At 70.3% G+C, this 14,610-nt stretch carries 19 protein-coding genes; 13 read left to right on the top strand and 6 right to left on the bottom strand.

Features of this window, described 5'->3' with window-relative positions:
• Positions 1 to 37: 37 nt before the first annotated feature.
• Positions 38 to 1,660, top strand: a complete 1,623-nt coding sequence (locus ACEZDE_RS26120) for a DoxX family protein (protein ID WP_380540643.1) — start codon at positions 38 to 40, stop codon at positions 1,658 to 1,660.
• Positions 1,661 to 1,787: 127 nt separating this feature from the next.
• Here the strand turns inward: ACEZDE_RS26120 and ACEZDE_RS26115 are convergent, their stop codons facing one another.
• From ACEZDE_RS26115 to ACEZDE_RS26100, 4 genes are all read right to left on the bottom strand, one after another.
• Complete coding sequence (locus ACEZDE_RS26115) at positions 1,788 to 2,558, bottom strand: nucleotidyltransferase family protein (RefSeq protein ID WP_380540640.1); 771 nt, start codon at positions 2,556 to 2,558, stop codon at positions 1,788 to 1,790.
• A 49-nt stretch (positions 2,559 to 2,607) separates the two neighbouring features.
• Positions 2,608 to 3,057: a hypothetical protein gene (locus ACEZDE_RS26110; protein WP_380540637.1), complete on the bottom strand. Its 450-nt coding sequence runs from the start codon at positions 3,055 to 3,057 to the stop codon at positions 2,608 to 2,610.
• 148 nt (positions 3,058 to 3,205) lie between these two features.
• A complete protein-coding gene (locus tag ACEZDE_RS26105) occupies positions 3,206 to 4,324 on the bottom strand; it encodes an ABC transporter ATP-binding protein (protein WP_380540634.1) in 1,119 nt (372 codons plus the stop codon).
• A gap of 542 nt (positions 4,325 to 4,866) precedes the next feature.
• Positions 4,867 to 6,396: a tyrosine-type recombinase/integrase gene (locus tag ACEZDE_RS26100; RefSeq protein ID WP_380540631.1), complete on the bottom strand. Its 1,530-nt coding sequence runs from the start codon at positions 6,394 to 6,396 to the stop codon at positions 4,867 to 4,869.
• A 241-nt stretch (positions 6,397 to 6,637) separates the two neighbouring features.
• Between ACEZDE_RS26100 and ACEZDE_RS26095 the strand changes: the two genes are divergently transcribed.
• Complete coding sequence (locus ACEZDE_RS26095; protein WP_380540628.1) at positions 6,638 to 6,841, top strand: DNA-binding protein; 204 nt, start codon at positions 6,638 to 6,640, stop codon at positions 6,839 to 6,841.
• Between the two features lie 83 nt (positions 6,842 to 6,924).
• Entirely contained in the window at positions 6,925 to 7,851 is a 927-nt protein-coding gene (locus ACEZDE_RS26090) for a recombinase family protein (RefSeq protein WP_380540625.1), read from the top strand.
• A gap of 31 nt (positions 7,852 to 7,882) precedes the next feature.
• Here the strand turns inward: ACEZDE_RS26090 and ACEZDE_RS26085 are convergent, their stop codons facing one another.
• A complete protein-coding gene (locus tag ACEZDE_RS26085; protein WP_380540622.1) occupies positions 7,883 to 8,650 on the bottom strand; it encodes a hypothetical protein in 768 nt (255 codons plus the stop codon).
• On the bottom strand, positions 8,647 to 9,165 hold the full coding sequence (locus ACEZDE_RS26080; protein WP_380540619.1) for a hypothetical protein: 519 nt from the start codon (positions 9,163 to 9,165) through the stop codon (positions 8,647 to 8,649). The genes ACEZDE_RS26085 and ACEZDE_RS26080 overlap by 4 nt, the downstream gene beginning before the upstream one ends.
• A gap of 192 nt (positions 9,166 to 9,357) precedes the next feature.
• Between ACEZDE_RS26080 and ACEZDE_RS26075 the strand changes: the two genes are divergently transcribed.
• The 10 genes from ACEZDE_RS26075 to ACEZDE_RS26030 all read left to right on the top strand — a co-directional run bounded on the left by ACEZDE_RS26075 (position 9,358) and on the right by ACEZDE_RS26030 (position 14,441).
• Positions 9,358 to 9,510: a hypothetical protein gene (locus tag ACEZDE_RS26075; protein ID WP_380540616.1), complete on the top strand. Its 153-nt coding sequence runs from the start codon at positions 9,358 to 9,360 to the stop codon at positions 9,508 to 9,510.
• 158 nt (positions 9,511 to 9,668) lie between these two features.
• The gene (locus ACEZDE_RS26070) at positions 9,669 to 10,784 is read left to right on the top strand and encodes a ParB/RepB/Spo0J family partition protein (protein WP_380540613.1); all 1,116 of its coding nucleotides are present in this window, start codon (positions 9,669 to 9,671) and stop codon (positions 10,782 to 10,784) included.
• A gap of 58 nt (positions 10,785 to 10,842) precedes the next feature.
• Positions 10,843 to 11,043, top strand: coding sequence for a hypothetical protein (locus tag ACEZDE_RS26065; protein ID WP_380540610.1), 201 nt, complete (start codon positions 10,843 to 10,845; stop codon positions 11,041 to 11,043).
• A gap of 234 nt (positions 11,044 to 11,277) precedes the next feature.
• Positions 11,278 to 11,607: a hypothetical protein gene (locus tag ACEZDE_RS26060; protein WP_380540607.1), complete on the top strand. Its 330-nt coding sequence runs from the start codon at positions 11,278 to 11,280 to the stop codon at positions 11,605 to 11,607.
• Positions 11,608 to 11,655: 48 nt separating this feature from the next.
• Positions 11,656 to 12,099 carry a hypothetical protein gene (locus ACEZDE_RS26055; protein WP_380540604.1) on the top strand — a complete coding sequence of 148 codons (444 nt, stop codon included), beginning with the start codon at positions 11,656 to 11,658 and terminating at the stop codon, positions 12,097 to 12,099.
• A 56-nt stretch (positions 12,100 to 12,155) separates the two neighbouring features.
• Positions 12,156 to 12,614, top strand: a complete 459-nt coding sequence (locus tag ACEZDE_RS26050) for a hypothetical protein (RefSeq protein WP_380540601.1) — start codon at positions 12,156 to 12,158, stop codon at positions 12,612 to 12,614.
• Positions 12,611 to 13,105, top strand: coding sequence for a DUF6248 family natural product biosynthesis protein (locus ACEZDE_RS26045; protein ID WP_380540598.1), 495 nt, complete (start codon positions 12,611 to 12,613; stop codon positions 13,103 to 13,105). The genes ACEZDE_RS26050 and ACEZDE_RS26045 overlap by 4 nt, the downstream gene beginning before the upstream one ends.
• Positions 13,092 to 13,331, top strand: coding sequence for a hypothetical protein (locus ACEZDE_RS26040; protein ID WP_380540595.1), 240 nt, complete (start codon positions 13,092 to 13,094; stop codon positions 13,329 to 13,331). The genes ACEZDE_RS26045 and ACEZDE_RS26040 overlap by 14 nt, the downstream gene beginning before the upstream one ends.
• Positions 13,328 to 14,299, top strand: a complete 972-nt coding sequence (locus ACEZDE_RS26035) for a hypothetical protein (protein WP_380540592.1) — start codon at positions 13,328 to 13,330, stop codon at positions 14,297 to 14,299. The genes ACEZDE_RS26040 and ACEZDE_RS26035 overlap by 4 nt, the downstream gene beginning before the upstream one ends.
• Positions 14,292 to 14,441, top strand: coding sequence for a hypothetical protein (locus ACEZDE_RS26030; protein WP_380540589.1), 150 nt, complete (start codon positions 14,292 to 14,294; stop codon positions 14,439 to 14,441). Before ACEZDE_RS26035 ends, ACEZDE_RS26030 begins: the two co-directional genes overlap by 8 nt.
• The last annotated feature ends 169 nt before the right edge of the window (positions 14,442 to 14,610 follow it).

The raw sequence follows: 14,610 nt of genomic DNA, 5'->3' as shown, positions 1-14,610 counted from the left end.
AGGGTGTCCTAACGGTGTCCCGAGCGGTTAGAGGGGTGTGGACACCAGAACACCCAACCGCCCTCCGTGGGGACGCGGTGCCGAGGACAGCGACGGTGGGCCGGGGCTCTACACGGTCAAGGTACCGACCGACCCGGCCCGGCTGAGCAGCACCACGGCGAGCTTCCGCGTACGTCTCGGCGCCTCGACCAGTCCGCTGATCGACGCCAGGACGGCCGCTCCGGCCTTCGCGGGCGCCGCGGCCTACCCGGGCGTCAGACCCCTCGCGCCCTTCGGGCTCGCTCCGGACACGACCCAGCCGATGGCGCTGCCCACCCTGGTGGGCGCGGCCGTCGGCGGCCAGCAGGGGAGCACGGCGGCCCCGCGCCGCCGCCCCCGGGTCACCCCGATCACCTGGACCGGCGGCGCCGACCCGCTGCTCGACGCGGTCCGGCTGGGCGGCACCGGGACGGTGCCCAGCCAGCAGACCGGTTCGCCGTCCGGTCAGGACCTGGGCCAGGACTGGTCCGAGGACACTCGGATGATGCCCGCGGTCGGCTCGACCGGCGGCTACCCCGACCCGTACGACGAGGTCGCCTACGTCGACGGGCGCGAGCCCCGGTACGCGGCGCCGGAGTACCAGCTGAGCGAGCGGGAGGCGGGCGATCCGCTCCGGCACGCCTGGTACCCGGCCCGCCGGGTCGACCTCGGGCTGGTGCTGCTGCCGCTGCGGATCTTCCTCGGCGGGATCTCGGTCTACGCCGGCTTCGTCAAGCTCTGCGACCCGGTCTACTTCAACGGCGGTGCGCGCGGCTCGATGATGCAGTGGCTGCAGTCGCTGCACCCCTGGCCGATGGCCCAGCCGCTGCTGCAGCTGGCGCTGACCCACCCGGTCGGCGCCGGGCTCGGGGTGGCCTTCGTCCAGATCGTGGTGGGCGTGCTGTCGGTGCTGGGGCTGTGGCAGCGGGTCGCGGCCGGAACGGCGATGCTGCTGGCACTGGCGCTGCTGCTGACCGTCAGCTGGCGCTCGGTGCCCGCCTACGATGCCCCGGAGATCATCTACCTGGCCGCCTGGAGCCCGCTGCTGCTGGCCGGGGCCCCGCTGTTCTCGCTGGACGGGCGGCTGGCCCTGGAGGCCTGGCACCGGCTCGGCGAGCGGGCCCGGGTCTCCGCGCTGCGCCGCCGGGTGCTGCGCCGGGGCTTCGTGGTGGCGACCGTGGTCATCGGCGGCACCCTGCTGCTGGGCTCCGCCGTGGGCGCGGCGGTGCGCGGCACCCAGCCGGTGCAGACCGTGCAGCCCTCCACCCCGGGGCTGCCGACCGACTACCCGGCTCCGATCTACCCGTCCGGGCACGCGCCCGCCAAGGCCCCGGCCAAGCCGAAGCACGCGCCCAAGCCGGCCGCGTCCAGCACGCCCGGTGCGTCGCCGACGCACCACGCGACGACGACCGCCCCCCGGCACACCGGCTCCGGCGCGACGCACAGCGGCGGCGGCAGCACCCCGGGCAACGCGTCCACCGGCGGTGGCGGGACCGGAAGCAAGTCCACCAGCCCGCACACGCCGCCCGCGGGCGGCGGGGGCAACGGCAAGGTGATCGGCGGGCTGCTCGGCAGCGGAGCGCCGCTGCCGCTGCTGGGCATGTCCGCCGGCGGGACGGCGGCGGGGCAGCCGGTGACCTGACGACGGGTCGAACCGGCCGGTCTGCCGGGGAGCGAACGGTGGCCGGTACCGACCCGAAGGTCGGTACCGGCCACCGTTCGTCTGCTTGGGGTCTGGTGCCCGGGGCTTGGTGCTCGGGTCCGCTGTGTCAGTTCTGCTCGGTGCCGCGGGTGGCGGCGAGTTCCTTGGCGGCCTCGGTGAGGTCCTTGGCGGTGTCGATGGCCCGCCAGTAGACGCCCTGCGGCAGTTCCCAGCCGGAGAGCCGGCGGGCGCGGGCCAGCCGGGGGAAGGTGCTGCGCTCGTGGTCGCCCAGATCCGGCAGCATGGCCGTCAACGCGGCGGAGAAGACGTACACGCCCGCGTTGATCAGGTACGGCGAGGGCGGGGACTCGATGAAGTCGAGGATGCTGCCGAACTGGTCGGTCTCCACGGTGCCCCAGGGGAGGCGGGGGCGGGCCAGGGCGAGCGTGGCGTGGGCGTCGCGCTCGGCGTGGAAGTCGGCCATCTCATGGAGCTTGAAGCGGGTCCAGATGTCGCCGTTGGTGGCGTACCAGGGCTCGTCCTTGCGCGGCAGCGAGGCGGCGGCGAACTTCAGGCCGCCGCCGCGGCCGAGCGGCTCGGTCTCGACCACGGTGGTGACGTTCACCGGGAGGTCGGCGGACTTGATCCAGTCCTGGAGCACGTCGGCGAGGTGGCCGCAGGAGATGACGACGTCGGTGACGCCCTCCTCGGCCAGCCACTGGAGCTGGTGGCCGATGATCGGGATCCCGGTGCCCGGGATCTCGATCATCGGCTTGGGGCGCGTGTCCGTGTACGGGCGGAGCCTTGATCCCTGTCCACCGGCCAGGATCACTGCCTGCGTCACCGGCGGCGAGGAGAGCGGCGAGCGCTCGGTGGAGGGGAAGAGGTCAGCGGTCATGGGAGCACCCTAGACGAGGACCCGCCCCGCGGGCCGTCGCCCGGCGGGGTCACCCCGCCGCGGTGAGCGTCCCGACCGCGAACGAGCCGTCGCACACCGGGCGGGCGAAGGACTGCGCGCGCTTCACGTCTCCGTGGTACTTGCGCACCGCGGCCTCGCCGAGGTCCCGGGCGATGGCAGTGCAGTAGCGGGTCAGCGAGGGCTGCGCCTGCATCGCGGCGGCCAGCGCGTCCAGGGCGGCGCCGGGGTTCTCGGCGCCGAGCTGGCGCAGCAGGCGGTCGCGCAGCACGTCCTGCGGGGCCGCCTTGACGGCGTCCTGGGACGTGCCCGGCGCGCGGTCGGAGCCGGTGGTCAGGGACGAGGCGGCGAGGACCTGCTTGTCGCCGGAGCCCGATGGGGCCCAGGAGACGCGGGTGACCGCGAGGGTGCCTGTCGTCACCAGGACGAAGGGGAGGACGAAGGCCAGGGTTTTGCCGAGTCGGCTCGCAAGCTGGTTCACGCTCGTGATGGTAGCGATGAGTAACGGTGCCCGGACATTCAGTCACTCCAACGAGTGATGGCGTGTCGGTTTTATCAATAAATAAACCTTCCCCGGCGGGCAAGTGGCCCACCGGGGAAGGTCAGTGACATCCGATCAGCTGACGGCGTCAGTCGCTGAGGCGGGCGCCCGTCGAGGTGGAGAAGACGTGGGTCTCGCCGGCGCGCGGGACCACGTGCAGGGTCTCGCCCTTCTGCGGGACGGCACGGCCGCTGACCCGGACCACCAGGTCCTTGGCCTCGTCGCCGACCTTGGCGGTGCCGTAGACGTAGCCGTCGGCGCCGAGTTCCTCGACCACGTTGACGGTGACGGCCAGGCCGTCGCCGCCGTCCTTGGAGAGCGCGCCGCCCTCGGCCGAGACCAGGTCCAGGTGCTCGGGGCGGACGCCGATGGTGACGGTGGTGTCACCGGCGGCGGCGGCCTCGGCGACCGCGTCGCGGGAGACCTGGATCACCGAGTTGCCGAACTTCACGCCGCCGTCGGTCAGCGGGACCTCGATCAGGTTCATCGCGGGCGAGCCGATGAAGCCGGCCACGAAGAGGTTGGCCGGGCGGTCGTACATGTTGCGGGGGGTGTCGACCTGCTGGAGCAGGCCGTCCTTCAGCACCGCGACCCGGTCGCCCATGGTCATGGCCTCGACCTGGTCGTGGGTGACGTAGACGGTGGTGATGCCGAGGCGGCGCTGCAGCGAGGCGATCTGGGTGCGGGTCTGGACGCGGAGCTTGGCGTCCAGGTTCGACAGCGGCTCGTCCATGAGGAAGACCTGGGGCTCGCGGACGATCGCGCGGCCCATCGCGACACGCTGGCGCTGGCCGCCGGAGAGCGCCTTCGGCTTGCGGTCGAGGTACTCGGTGAGGTCGAGGATCTTGCCCGCCTCCTCGACCTTCTTGCGGATGTCCGCCTTGTTGACGCCGGCGATCTTCAGGGCGAAGCCCATGTTGTCGGCGACGGTCATGTGCGGGTACAGCGCGTAGTTCTGGAACACCATGGCGATGTTCCGGTCCTTGGGGGGGAGGTGGGTGACGTCGCGGTCGCCGATCCGGATGGCGCCGCCGTTCACGTCCTCCAGGCCCGCGAGCATGCGCAGGCTGGTCGACTTGCCGCAGCCGGAGGGACCGACCAGGACGAGGAACTCGCCGTCGGCTATGTCCAGCTCCAGGGCGTCGACGGCGGGCTTGGTGCCGCCGGGGTAGATCCGCGTGGCCTTGTCGAAAGTCACGGTAGGCATGCTGTCGCTCTCCTTCACCGGCAGGAACGTGCCGGACGATCCGAGTAAAGGTTGGATGGTTCAGGACGCCGCACCAACCCGCCGGAGCGGCGCGGTGACCAGAGGTCTAACCCACAGGTCTAGTCCACCAAACGGCAAACTCCTGGTGACGGTACCTTCACGTACCCGCCCGTGTCAGTACCTTCCGGCCAACGAATTCCTGAGAAACGGTTTCGCGACCCGCTCCGGTCTCCCGCTAGACTCCCCTTGGTCCTGACGTGGCATGCCGCGGACAGGCACCGCGCCCCCTTAGCTCAGTTGGCCAGAGCAACGCTCTTGTAAGGCGAGGTAAAGCCTTTCTGTTTCGGCCTTGAAGCTCAGGTACCGCCCGGGTCGCATCCCTGCTGACCTGGGCGTTCTTCATTCCCGGCTCCTGCTGTGGTCCCGTGGCGATGCCGTCCAAGATCGCCGAGGGGCCGATTGGGAACGGATTGGGAACGGCCCCCGATTTGGGGGCTTTTGGGGTCCTGAGCGACCCCCGGATACAAGTCTCGGCAGCGCCCTCACGCAGCTGCGGCAAGCCCCTCAAGCCCGTCGTCGTCACCCTGCTCGGCCTGGCGGGCCGCTTCCTTCCCCCGCTGCTTCCGCAGCTTCTTCATCGCCTTCTGCACCAGCTCGACCGACGCCTCTGCCGCGGCCTGCTGGGTCGTGGTCATCAGCGTGGTGTAGACGTCCATCGACAGGCGCACCGTCGAGTGCCCCAGCATCGCCTGGATCACCTTCGGGTGGGCCCCAGCGGCGAACGACTGCGACCCGGCGTTGTGCCGGCCATCGTGCAGCCGCACCGGAGGCAGGCCCGACTTCTCCACCAGGCGGTTCCACATGTCGGAGATCGCCTCCGGGTGGTACGGCGTGCCGTCCTCCTTCGTCCACACGTGGTTGCCGGTGTTGCCCCACTCCAGCCCGGCCGCCTCCCAGGCCGCCTGCTCCGCCTTCTGCTGCTTGCGCCACGCCTTGAGGAGCAGCACCGACATGGTATCCAGGTCGAGATCCCTCATGGAGTCGGCCTTCGGCTCCTTGGTGTGGACTACGTAGTCCACCGAGACGCGCTGCTCCACGATGCTCAGCTTCTTGGCCTTGAGATCCACCTCGTCCCAGGTGAGACCGGCAGCCTCGCCCCGGCGCGGCCCCCGGAAGTTGATCACGTGCCACATCGATATCAGGCGGTCGAGGGACACGAAGTCCATGAACTCCGCCGTCAGCTCCGTCGTCCACACCATCACCGGGCTGGGCTTCAGCCCGGTGCGCTTCCACCGCTTCACGCGCTGCGGCGTCCACAGCAGAGCCTTCGCCCGGACGTACTTCGGCAGCAGCACGTGGTCCGCGAAGTTCTTCGGGATCAGCTCTCGCCGCACGGCGTCCGACAGCGCCGAGGACAGCGTGTTGTTGATCGACTTCATGGTGCCGGGGCCCGTGACCCTGCGCAGGTTCTTCCGCTCCGCGAGGTGGCGGTCCCTCAGCGCCACCCACTTCGCCCTGCTCTCGGCCTTCGCCGCAGCGGGCTTGCGCGGAGTGGCGCGCCATTCCTTGTTGGCCTGCTCCACCTGCTCGGCCAGCTCCTCGACCATCGCCCGGTGCTCGATCCGGCGCTCGTTGTCCTCGGTGATCCAGTCGTACATCTCCTGGATCGCCGACACCGACAGCTTCACCAGCTGGATCTTGCCGAGGTGCGGGATGAAGTACAGGTCGATGTCTGCCTGGTAGTTGTACGCGGTGGTCACGGACAGGGACGGCCGCTTCTGCTCCATCCACTTCGTCAGGAAGCTCTCCACCGTGTCCCGGCTGGTGATGTCGACACCCTGCTTGCTCAGCAGGTACGCCTTCTCGGCTGCCTCGGCCGCGGCCTCCTGGTCGACGAAGCCGCCGGCCTTGGCCCTCGGGCGCCGCTCGCCGCTGGCGCGCGTCGGCAGCTCGAACGAGTAGTACCAGGAGCCGTGATCCGGCTCGGCCAGCCGGGGGCAGTCCTTCTCCAGGTACCGGACCCTCGGCTTGCCCCCGGCGGTCAGCATCGGCTGCCCGCTCTCGTCGAGCATCGGTTCGGTGCAGCCGCACCTCTTATACGTGTACTGCTCAAACACACTCATGGTGTGCGCGACCTCCCACGGTCAGGTCCGTGACGTTCACGGATCTGACCTAGTTCTACCTCACTTTCTAGTGTGAAACCTTATTTTACCCGCGATCGTGTACCGTGTTGCTTAAAAGTTGTGCGCGGGGGAGAACGCGAACAACACCATGGCAGGACGCACTACCACCACATCAGGTGCCCAACGGGGCATGACGATGGACGAGCTGCTGGCGCTACCCGCGACAGTCAACGTCAGCACTGCTTCGAGGGCGCTCGGGATCGGCCACAACGCCGGGTACCAGCTGCTGCGCAACGGGGAGTTCCCCGTGCGCACGCTGAAGCTCGGCAGTGTGACCCGGATTCCGACCACCGCTCTGTGGGAGGCGCTGGGGGTGGTGCCCCGGACGACGTGAGCGGGGCCTAACCCGCAGGAGGGCCAGAGAGCCGTGCTGTTGCACCCGACTAGCTGTCGGCCCCCCCGCCGAGGGGGTGTCTGATGGCCAGGCTCTACGGCTTCACCGACCAATCCCGCAACCAGCTCCACGAGGCCGAGACCGAAGCCATCCGGCAGACGGTCTCCCGCATCTTCGGCGGGATGAACCGGAACCAGGCCATCGCGTGGATGGCCGAGGCCGGGTACCGCACCACGCAGGGCGGCCTATGGGCGAACTGGCCGCTCACGCGCTTGCTCACGAACCCAGCGATCGCCGGTCTTCGGAAGGACCCGGAGACCGGCGAACTCGTGCCCACCGGCGGTCCCGCCCCGCTCACCCCGGAAGAGTTCCACCGGCTCCAGCCGATCCTGGCCAGGGCGTCGGGAGCCCGGACCGGGGCCGCGCATGACCGCGACTACTGGGCCTCCCAGGTGCTGACCTGCGGCCTGTCCGAAGACCCCATGATCGGCAGCCCCAACCCGTCGGGCACGCCGGCGTACCGGTGCGGCACCTGTCGGCGCGTGCAGATCGTTGCGGAACCGGTAGAGGACTTCCTGTCCGACATCATCGTCGGCGAGCTGTCGCGGCCCGAGCGGATGCAGCAGCTGCGCCAGGCCCTCGAACAGGTCAAGGCCCTCGTGACGAACCTGCGAGCCGAGGAGACGGCGCTCGTGGGCCAGCGCACCGAGCTGGCCGATGCGCTGGCTGCGCAGGAGATCGCCGTCGCGGACTTCAAGGAGGGCACCCGGGCGAACACCGAGCGCCTTGAAGAGGTCCGCTCTCGCCTGCGCTACCTGGAGCAGGTTGCCAACCTCGACCTGGGCGACGGCACAGACCTGGCCAGCTGGTGGAAGAACGCTTCACCTGCTACACGGGCGGGCGCGGCCCGGCTCACGTTCAAGAAGGTCGTGGTGCACCCGGCGACGGGCCGGAACCCGCACCCCGACGAGGACGAGATCCGCGACCGTCTGGACGTGCACCTCAACTGACGGCAGGGCGCGGCCGAAGCCGCGCCCCCCATCAGGCAGCCGGTGCGGCCGTTCGATTCCGCGCTGCCGCACCGAGGCTCTTGAAGATCATCCCGGCTATGGTGAGCACGACGAACGTGAGCAGTTCCAGATTGGCGCCCTCGCGGATGGTGTCGGTGTACCAGTTCGCCCCGGCCCACATAGCGGTCGCGTAGACCGCCACCACGCCGCCGTACACGGCCAGCACCACGCCTCCGGCCGCGCCGAGCATGTGCCCCGTCAGCCATCGCCGAGAGCCCGCTCCGCGGCGCTTCTGCCAGCGCGCTGCGTCCACCTCGGCCCATGCGATGTCGCGGGCGGCGAACACCACCACGGCGGCGTAGAGAAGCAGGTAGAGCGCGACTTCCGGATGACGGGCGTTGTGGATCACGTACAGGTGCTCGGGGTGGGTCAGCAGCAGGGCCAGCATGCCGGCCATGGCTGTTCCTGCGATGGCCAGCCGGATGTTCGCGTGGCGCTTGGGCTCCTCCCACGACCAGATCACGGCCATGGACTGCAATGCCACGGCGGAGCCGATGACGCTGAACCGGATGCACAGCCATGCGGCCTGGTGGATCGAATGGCCGTCCGCGTCGATCACTCCACCTTCGACCGCCAGCAGTGCGCATAGCCCGATCATGAGCATTCCTGCTGCCCACCGGCTCGTCCGGGCTATGCCCATGATGGCTTCGCGGCCGTGGGAACGCAGTATGAACGCGCCCCTGACCGTCGCCGCCAGCGAGGCGAGGATGCCCACAGCGAACGCGCCCGTGGTGATCATGACTGTTTGCCTTCCAGGTCTCGTTCGGCCCGCTGGCCGACCTGGTCCCACGGCAGCCGTTTGGCGCGTCGCCGTCGTGCCGGGGCCGTTCCCGCTGTGGACGGAGCGGCCGGAGGTGGTGGGCCTGCGCCCATGCGGTGCCTGATGGTCTGAGCAGCTTCGAGCAGCGCGCTGGCTCCCTCGTCCCCTAGGTCTGCCACGGCCGTCACGGCAGCCCTCAGTTTGGGGCTGCTGTGGAGTGCGCTCAGTGCAGTGAGGTTATCGCAGGATGGGAGCAGGTAGGCATCTGGGATATCGAACGTCCGTGCGATTACGAGTAGGGTGGACAGGCGAGGGTCGGTCTTCGCCCCACGGAGCAGGTCGTTCCAGCTGGTGTGCGACAGTCCTGCGTCGGCGGGGTCCGCTTCGACGGACATCTTCGCCAGCTCGGCCATGGTCAGCCGGTGGTCTGGCGGTGAGGCGAGGCGCACGAGGAGGTCGACCTTCTCGGCGAGGGTCTTCGGGGTGTCGGTCACGTCGGGTCTCCGGCGGTCGGTGACAGGCACGGTGGTGATCCTGTGAAGAATCAGCGTTAGTTGATAATCACACGTGAGTCTGGTGATAATGCGCGCACGAAGCTGTCCTGTTCTCGCAGGTGGCGTCGGCAGCGGTACTGCCATGGACGAGCCGTGGGCGGAGGGCTGCACGCGGCTCATGGAGGGGATCTGGTGGACGACGTCGTTGAGCGCGCCGCCGTCCGCGAGGACGGGAACGCACTCGACCGCCTCCCGGAGGAAGCGGTCGACGCCTGGCTGTGCCTGCTTGCTGGGCTGGACCAGCCGCGCGAACTGCGCCCCCGCGGGTGCGGTCGTTCGACATGAACAAGCCTACGTGTCCGGGTCGGCGAACGTCTCGACACCCCATCTGACCTGAATCTTTTCTCTCTGGCGATCTTGACTCTTCCTCTGAATAGATTAGAATAGAGGCATAAGAGGGAGGGGGAAAGGCCCCCGACCACCGGCCTCTTGGAGAGAGCCCGATGACCGCCGCCAAGCCCCAGACGATCAAGAACATCCCGCTCGCCCAGATCTTCCGCAACCCGGCCCAGCCCCGCGAGTTCTTCGACCCCGAGTACGTTGCCGAGCTGGCCGAGTCGATCACCAAGTTCGGGCTCCAGCAGCCCATCACCGTCCGCGACATCTCCCCGGCCCCGGCCGATGGCGTCAAGGTCAAGCCCGCGTACGAGATCGTCATGGGCGAGACCCGCTGGCGCGCCCACGACCTCGCCGGCATGGACCGCATCAAGGCCATCGTCCTCAACGACGAGGGCATGAGCACGATCGACCTGTTCAAGCTCTCGCTGTCCGAGAACCTGAACCGCCGCGACATGACCCCGCTGGAGGAGGCCAGGGCCTTCCAGCGCATCCTGGACGAGGAGCCCGGCGCCACCGTCGAGGCCGTCGCCGCCGAGTTCGGCAAGACCAAGCAGTTCGTCACCCTGCGCATCAAGCTGCTCGACCTGACTCCCGCCGTCGCCAAGCAGGTCGAGCTGGGCACCATCGGCACCGGCGCGGCCGTGGTCATCGCCGGCCTGTCCCACGCCAACCAGCAGGCGCTGCTCCGCAAGTGGGCCAAGGGCGAGCTGCCCAGCGAGAACGAGCTGCTGCACTTCGCCTACGCCCTGCGCGAGCAGCAGAACCAGGTGTTCGCGCTGATCATGGAGGACATGACCCCCGAGCAGGCCGAGGAGCGCCGCGCCGAGCGCACCGCCCGCCGCACCACCCTGGACCGCATCGAGCGCGTTCGCGCCCTGCTGGAGGACATCGCCCGCGAGGAGCCCATGAAGCTCGCCCTGTCCCTGGAGGGCGAGATCGGGGCCCGCCTGGAGCAGCTGGACCGCGTCGCCAAGTCCGTCCAGGACGCCCGGTTCCAGCTCCGGCAGGCCAAGGCCCACGCCGAGGCGCGCTTCATGGCGCTCAACCCCGACGCCACCAGCGGCCCCGTCGAGCCGGAGCAGGACGCGGAGGAGGTGGACGTCGAGGCCGCCGTCACCGAGGCGGCCGAGGCCGTCGTCGCCGAGGCCGCCGCCAACATCGAGGCGCAGGCCGACGCCGAGGCGGACATCGCTGAGGATGAGGAGCAGACCGCGGCCTGACCCCGGCGACAGGCCCGGCCTTCCGGCCGGGCCCGCCTCAACCAGAGAGGAACGACCCGTGCCCGATCGCCCGAACTGGCTGCACATGCAGCCGACCACCTTCGGCCGCGCCGCCTTCAAGCCCGTGCAGGAGGCGCTGATCCTGGACGACCCCGGCCCCGACGCCGTAGGGACCGCGGCCCTGCCCGGACTTGGCGGCGGAGACAGCCTCTTCGGCGGGGCCGACCATGAGCCCCAACATAAGGTTTCACACTCTTAAGTGTGTGGTAGCGTTCGAGTCGCTTGATCGGCAACGGCCAGCAGCCGCGGCACCGAGCCGAACAAGCAGCCGTGGTCATGCGGCACCTCCCACGGTGTCTGGCAGGCGGTCGACCCCCCGCGCCCTGCCCGCCAGACACCGCCGCCCCAGTGCGGACCGGAGCCGACGACCACGCCCCGACGGCCCGCCCCGGCTTCACCACCAGGGCGGGCCTCGCACTACCCGGAGACACCCATGCAGGAGACAGACCTGTACCGGCAGCTCCTGGTCGAGCGGTACGGCCCGCTCCGCCGACTCGTCGCGGAGCGCCACCGCAGAGTCCCCGAACGCCCCGCGCGGGCGCAGCGACTCGACCCGGACCCGGACGCAGCCCTCCACCTCGCGGCACTCGCCGACGCCATCGCCACCCGAAGAAGGAGCACCCGCATGCCCAGCCCCCCGCCCGCCCCCGTCCCGGCCACCCCCGAGCCGGACCGCACCCCGCCCGTCCTCGGCGCGATGTGGTGCAAGTCCTGCGAGTCGTGGTGCATGCCCTCCGGCATCTGCCGCTGCAACAACCGCTGACCCGAGACGGCCGCCCGCAGGCGGCCGTCAGCCTCTTGGAGAAGAGACATGACCGAGAACACCGAAGCCAACCTGGCTGACCTGATCGACACGACCTTCGGCCTGGAACTCACGGACGCCCTGGAGCGGGCGCTGCTGTGCGACACCGCCGACGACGCGCAGGCGATGATCGACGCCGCCTGTGCCCCGAGCTACCAGCACGCCTTCGTGATGCTGTGGTGCGTGGCCCGCGGTGCGGCCATCGCCCTGGAAGACAACTGCCCCGCGCCCCGCTGCCGAGCCCAGCACGAGATGGCCCTGGCCCCCGGCGAGGACATCGACCGCTGGCCCGCCGAACAGCGGTTCGCCATCCGCTTCGCCAACGCCTGCATCCGCTTCGACCGGCCCGCCGCCGTCGAGCTGTTCACCGCCTTCACCGCGGTCGCTCCCGGCGCGCTCCCCGGCGCGCAGCGCGCCCTCTTCCACTTCCTCATCCACCAGCTGCACGGCTGACCACGCCGCCGTCCGCTGGCACCACCCCCGCACCCCATGGCCTCTTGGAGAAGAGCATGTACCCGACCGCACTCCACCCCGACACCCTGACCGTCACCGTGGCCCTCGTCACCGCGCCGATGAACGGCTGCAAGACGACCCTGGAGACCCTGCTCCCGATCATCGCCAAGGGCGAGCGTGAGGCGATGGGCGTTGGGTTCTCCGCCGCCGGCCTCCTCGCCAGCAAGCTGCGCGAGGACAACCCCGGCGTGCCCGACCTGGAGCTGTGCTTCGACGACCGGCTCAACCACAAGGCCGCCGACGGAACCGGCCTGGTCATCGAGACCGCGCAGGCCCGCTACGTCGCCGACCGCCTCGTGCGCGAGCTGATGAAGAACGACCCGCTCGAAGCGGCCAGGGCCTACATCGCCGCCTCCCGGTACGCCGAGTGCGCGCACTGCCTCGGTCTCCAGGTCGCCCACGTCCTGGTGCACGCCGCCGTGAACCCGGGCACCGCAGACGGCTGCGCGGGATGACGCCCGACTCAGGGAGCGGCACCCCGGCCTCCGGGCCGGGGTGCCGCTCCGGCAGCCCGATGACTCCCGAGCAGGCCGAATGGGTCCGCGCCAACGTCTGGCCCGCTGGATGGCTGCGCAACTATCAGCACTGCCCGTGGCCGTTCATCCGGTGCGCCTGCCAGCAGGGCAAGAGCTGGGACTGCATGAGGACGGCACACAGCAGTTGCGCGGGCGAGTACCCGCCGCAGAACGAGAGCGTCATCGCCGCCGACGTCGTACCCCACCGCCACGCCCGCCTGCCCGAGCCCTACGAGCACGACGCGGGCGGTCTGCGCGCCGGCCACGCCGACCTCGCGTTCGTCTGGCTCGCCGACCGGCGGTGCCGACACCGCTGCACCTGCCCCTGCCACACCGACCCCGAGTTCCTGCACCCACTGCGCGGCCCGCAACTCGCCTTCGCCCTACCCGAATCCACCACCGACCGAGAGCACCACCATGCCCACCCCTGACCTGCTCCACCTCATCTCCCGCGCCGAACGCGGCGTGCTCAGCCCCGGCGAAGCAACCCTGCTGCGAGCGGGAGTGCAGCGCCTTGCCCTGGAGCGCCAGGTCTTCCGGGCGGAGCTGATCCGCAGGCACGACGAAATCGTGCGCCTCGCCGCCGCGCCCCGGCCGCAGCCCGTCCCCTGCCCGCTGTGGCAGGCCCCGTTCGCCACCACCAAGGACCCGTCATGACCAGCACCTCGACGCCGCCGCACGCCGCGGCCCTGATCGAACAGTTCACCGCCGACCTGCGCGAGTGCGGCCACCAGGAGGTCACCGCCGACCGCATGCCCGGCGCTGACCAGAACTTCCCCGGCCACGCCTGCTGGGCCGTCAGCGTCGACGGCCAGTTCCCCCGCCTGGTCCACCTGCCCGACCTCCCCGCCGAGCAGGTGCGCTGGCTCGGCCACGACCAGCAGTTGGGCGACTTCTCCCGCGTTCGGGTCGACGGCGACCCGTGGACCTGGTTCCACGCCCTGGTGCGGTTCCGCGCCTCAGCCGACCGGGCTTACCAGGTGTGGCTGCCCAACGGCACCCCCCGAGGCCGCCGCGAGACCCTGGTCAGCCACGAACTGCGCTCGGAGAGCCGCGAAGTGCGCCGGGTGCTGAACATCGCGCACGGCCCGGACTTCCACGTCTACGACGGCCTGGACTTCGCGCCGGACGAGATGGCCATCACCTACCGGTGGCCCGCGGTGAACTGCACGACGGTCACCATCTCCGGGCGCCGCCGCATCAAGGGCGGTCGCCTCGGCAAGGTCCGCCACGAGCAGACGTGGGGCCGTGTCTGGGTGACCGACGGCGAGCCGCGCGACACCCGCGAGGAGTGGCCGACCTGGGTTCAGGACATCGTGGAGGCGCACCAGCCGCTGTGGCCGAACGAGGACGGCGAACTGCTCGTCTTCCGAGCCGAGTTCGAGACGATGCCGCTCGGTACCTTCATCAGCCTGCCCCTCGCGCGGCGCGCCTGCGAGGAGGACGCCGACGCCAACGGCGACGCCGGCGCGCTGGAGTGGGACGGCAGCGACGCCGACCCGGAGTCGCGGTGGGAGATGGTCCTCGTCCGCGACGACCAGGCGCAGGCGACCAGCTACGGCGTCGTGCCGGTTCCCGTCGCGTCCCGCCTTGCCGGTGACCTGGAGGAGGACGACCGTGGCTGAGCGACGACCCTCGATCTGGCAGCGGGCGAACCGGCCGGACCGGAAGTGCTCGCTGTGCAAGGGCCCCATGCTGGCCGATGCGGACGGCTGGCGGGTCTGCGAGACCTGCGACGGCGGGACCTGGCAGCGGGTCAACCGGTGACCCCCGGACACCGACCGGCAACTCCGGAACCGAGCCGGACAGTTCGCGCGGTGATCCGGGCCGATCCGGCGCGAGTCCGGACGATGTCCGGCGCTGGTCCGGACGGGCACGGGAGGCCGGATTCCCTGGGATTCGGTCTCCCCCTCACGGCCTGAATAGATTAGAATAC

The organism is Streptacidiphilus cavernicola (assembly GCF_042510955.1).
Taxonomy (GTDB): domain Bacteria; phylum Actinomycetota; class Actinomycetes; order Streptomycetales; family Streptomycetaceae; genus Streptacidiphilus; species Streptacidiphilus cavernicola.
Note: the sequence above shows the minus strand (reverse complement) of the source record. Positions and strands in the feature narration are given on the sequence as shown.

What these genes read in the sequence shown, in the direction of transcription:
- ACEZDE_RS26115 (WP_380540640.1), bottom strand. Translation starts at nt 2,558, where the DNA reads ATGACCGCTGACCTCTTCCCCTCCACCGAGCGCTCGCCGCTCTCCTCG.
- ACEZDE_RS26105 (WP_380540634.1), bottom strand. Translation starts at nt 4,324, where the DNA reads ATGCCTACCGTGACTTTCGACAAGGCCACGCGGATCTACCCCGGCGGC.
- ACEZDE_RS26100 (WP_380540631.1), bottom strand. Translation starts at nt 6,396, where the DNA reads ATGCTCGACGAGAGCGGGCAGCCGATGCTGACCGCCGGGGGCAAGCCG.
- ACEZDE_RS26095 (WP_380540628.1), top strand. Translation starts at nt 6,638, where the DNA reads ATGACGATGGACGAGCTGCTGGCGCTACCCGCGACAGTCAACGTCAGC.
- ACEZDE_RS26090 (WP_380540625.1), top strand. Translation starts at nt 6,925, where the DNA reads ATGGCCAGGCTCTACGGCTTCACCGACCAATCCCGCAACCAGCTCCAC.
- ACEZDE_RS26085 (WP_380540622.1), bottom strand. Translation starts at nt 8,650, where the DNA reads ATGATCACCACGGGCGCGTTCGCTGTGGGCATCCTCGCCTCGCTGGCG.
- ACEZDE_RS26070 (WP_380540613.1), top strand. Translation starts at nt 9,669, where the DNA reads ATGACCGCCGCCAAGCCCCAGACGATCAAGAACATCCCGCTCGCCCAG.
- ACEZDE_RS26060 (WP_380540607.1), top strand. Translation starts at nt 11,278, where the DNA reads ATGCAGGAGACAGACCTGTACCGGCAGCTCCTGGTCGAGCGGTACGGC.
- ACEZDE_RS26055 (WP_380540604.1), top strand. Translation starts at nt 11,656, where the DNA reads ATGACCGAGAACACCGAAGCCAACCTGGCTGACCTGATCGACACGACC.
- ACEZDE_RS26050 (WP_380540601.1), top strand. Translation starts at nt 12,156, where the DNA reads ATGTACCCGACCGCACTCCACCCCGACACCCTGACCGTCACCGTGGCC.
- ACEZDE_RS26045 (WP_380540598.1), top strand. Translation starts at nt 12,611, where the DNA reads ATGACGCCCGACTCAGGGAGCGGCACCCCGGCCTCCGGGCCGGGGTGC.
- ACEZDE_RS26040 (WP_380540595.1), top strand. Translation starts at nt 13,092, where the DNA reads ATGCCCACCCCTGACCTGCTCCACCTCATCTCCCGCGCCGAACGCGGC.
- ACEZDE_RS26035 (WP_380540592.1), top strand. Translation starts at nt 13,328, where the DNA reads ATGACCAGCACCTCGACGCCGCCGCACGCCGCGGCCCTGATCGAACAG.